Source organism: Candidatus Desulfolinea nitratireducens (genome assembly GCF_982879505.1).
In genome coordinates this window covers 1-3273 of the sequence record NZ_CEYOSI010000306.1, presented here as the reverse complement: position 1 = coordinate 3273, position 3273 = coordinate 1, and the positions used below count along the sequence as shown (strand labels likewise).

Annotated in this window: 2 protein-coding genes; both read right to left on the bottom strand. The window is 44.8% G+C overall.

Going from position 1 to position 3273, the window contains the following annotated elements; all coding sequences use genetic code 11:
• Window positions 1-405 precede the first annotated feature (405 nt).
• The gene (locus AC3DOM_RS16970; RefSeq protein WP_487920220.1) at window positions 406-759 is read right to left on the bottom strand and encodes a response regulator; all 354 of its coding nucleotides are present in this window, start codon (window positions 757-759) and stop codon (window positions 406-408) included.
• Entirely contained in the window at window positions 756-3248 is a 2493-nt protein-coding gene (lon, locus tag AC3DOM_RS16965; RefSeq protein WP_487920221.1) for an endopeptidase La, read from the bottom strand. The genes AC3DOM_RS16970 and lon overlap by 4 nt, the downstream gene beginning before the upstream one ends.
• Window positions 3249-3273 lie beyond the last annotated feature (25 nt).

Genomic DNA, 3273 nt, shown 5'->3' with positions numbered 1-3273 from the left:
TCCGATACTGATATTATTAGAACCTATCCTAAAATCCTTTTGTAGTAACGGCTTCAGCCGTAAAGAGCGACAAAAGTCGCCACTATGGGATATTTTTAGGATGGATATTTATATTAATTTTTTGGCCAGGGTGTACAGACCGTCCATATTTTCCCGGCCGCGAGATTCATAAAAGCTAATCGCTACCTCATTATCCTTGGTAAAAGGATCTCACCGTCCAATTCAAATAGCAAGTACAAATAAGGATCACGGGTGATTTTCTTTTCTATCTCCCCTGGCTCATCAGAGAGGCGCAAATGGATTCCATCAAATGCATTTTTCAATATCTGCCGAGAAAGAAAATGGCCGAATGAGAATCTCCCCTTTATCCTTTAGATCTGCTGTCATTGGTCTATTGATTATGCCTTAGGAATAATTGCGAAGTTTACGAATTAGGTCGTCAGGCATATAGGGTTTGAGTAAAAAAGCATCCGCCCCACTCTCAATGCATTCTTTTTCCAGGCTCATCCCTGAGGACATAATAACTTTTGTCTCATTAAATTTTTCGTCCTGACGCATTTCTCGAACGATGTCCATCCCGTTTTCTTGAGGGAGCTTAACGTCAAGCATCAAGATTTGTGGGATATCCTTACGCAAAATAGAGAGCAAGCCTTCATTGGCAACGTTCAAGGTTACAACCTCATAACCTTCCAGTTTTAACAAAGTCTGTAAAAGTGCAACCATTGTCTGGTCGTCTTCTGCCAAGAATATTTTTTTCATTTAATGCCCGCTATTTTTTTGGTCTTTTTAGCTACTGCCCTTTTTTCAAGAGCGGCATCAAGAACCTCATCCACTGTCTCAACTGGAATAAATTTTATCACTTTTCTGACTTCATCGGGAATGTCATCTAGATCGGTTTCATTGCCTTTAGGATATATGATCGTACGCAATCCAAAGCGATGGGCTGCCAAAATCTTTTCCTTCAAACCACCAATAGGGAGAACGCGTCCACGGAGTGTGATCTCGCCTGTCATGCCGACACCTTTTCGCACTTTGCGACGAGTAACAAGGGAAACCAACGCCGTAATCATCGTTACACCTGCAGAAGGGCCATCCTTACGTTGCGCTCCCGCTGGCACGTGAAGATGGATATCGGTATTATCGTAAAAATCTGGCTTAATACCCAATTCTTCAGCTCGGGATCGCACATATGAAAGAGCGGCACGCGCCGATTCCTGCATTACGTTTCCAAGGGATCCAGTGATCTGAAAGCCTTTTGACCCCGACATACTGGTTGCCTCAATAAAGAGAACATTTCCACCGTAGGCTGTCCACGCCAACCCTGCTGCAACACCTGGAATGGAAATGCGCTTTTTCAGATCTTCCGCATCGCGATAAATAGGATGATCGAGATATTCCTCTACGGCTTCAGGTGTAATTTTCGGCGAGTAATCTATCCCCTCAGCAATCAGGCCACCAACTTTACGACATATGGAACCAATCATTCGTTCCAGATTACGAACACCCGCTTCACGCGTATATTGGTTGATAATTTTATTTAAGCTGGCAACAGTGAAACTGACTTCCTTTCTAAAAAGGCTATTCTCACGAATCTGACGGGGAATCAGATATCCTTTCGCAATCGCTACCTTCTCTCTTTCTGTATATCCAGAAAGGTGAATGACCTCCATTCGGTCCAATAAGGGTCTGGGAATTGTCCCTAATGAGTTTGCCGTAGTAATAAACATTACTTGCGAGAGATCAAATGCGACCTCGAGATAGTGGTCCCGAAACTCAGAATTTTGTTCGGGATCAAGAACTTCCAGCAATGCAGAGGCAGGGTTTCCCTGGAAATTAGCAACCAACTTATCTATTTCGTCCAGCATGAAAACAGGGTTTTTTGTTTCGGCGCGACGCAAGGCTTGTAATATTCGTCCAGGTAATGCGCCTATATATGTCCGGCGATGACCACGAATTTCAGCCTCATCACGCACGCCTCCCAGGGATATCCGGATGAACTCACGCCCCATGGAGTGAGCTATCGAACGCCCAAGCGAGGTCTTGCCAACACCGGGCGGCCCTACAAAACAGAGAATCACTCCTTCACGTTCGCGGCGGATCAAATCCTTGCTTTTTGTGAAAGAACCTTCACGCTTTATACGCAAACCACGAATAGCCAAAAACTCCAGAATTCGCTCTTTGACGTCGTCAAGCCCATAATGATCATTATTCAAAATTTTACGGGCATGTGCTATTTCAAGATTATCATCGGTCGCTTTTGACCAGGGCAGGGTAACGAGCCAATCAAGATAAGTGCGGATCACTCCATATTCTGCTGCCGCTGTTGGTAAACGGGATAAACGGTCAAGCTCGTAATAGGCTTGCTTCTCCGCCTCCGGCGACATTTTAGCAGCTTCAATTTTCTGGTGAAACTCTTCGACTTCTATGGCTTGCTCATCCCGCTCGCCCAGCTCTTTTTGGATCGCTTTGAGTTGCTCTCGCAGGAAATAATCACGCTGTACCTTCTCGATTTCTCCTCGTGCTTCATTTTGAATCTTCTGCCCCAACTGTAAGACCTGATTCTCACGTGAAAGCAAACTGACCAATTTATGTAATTTGGCCTCCGTTGAATCAATCGCCAGAAGCTCCTGTGCATCATGCAATTCCATACGTTGGAAGTTGGCAATTGTATAAGCCGTTTCAAGCGGGTCTAGCAACGATGATATTGAACTCATTAATTCGTCAGGGAAAGACGGAATCATTTCAGCGATCTGAGAAAATTGATCACGGGCATTCCGTGCCAAAGCATCCACTTTCAAATTATTTTCCTCGATCTCTGGGGCAAGAATGATCTTTGCTTTTAGATATGGTTCATTCTCCAGTACTTCGCCAAGCCGAAAGCGTTCAATACCCTGGACAAGTAAACGGATGGTCCCGTCAGGCGCACGCAACAGACGATGAACGTTAGCAACCGTCCCCACCTCATAAAGGTCTTCGGCGCCAGGCTCTTCCATCTCAGGATTCCGACTGGCGACTAATCCCACCAATTTATTTCCGGCGAGGATATCATCCACTAACTTGATCGAGCGCGACTGTCCAATTGTCAATGGAACGGCAGTTTGTGGATAAACAACAACCCCGCGCAAGGGTAAAATCGGTAAAATTTCCGGTGTTTTTACATCATCAATATCAATTGTTTCATCTGGAGAAGTTCCATCTTCGGTAATTTTCTTTAGTTCTGAAAAAACAGAGGGTATTAAAAGCTCCATAAGAGAAGCGTCGTTTTCCCAGATC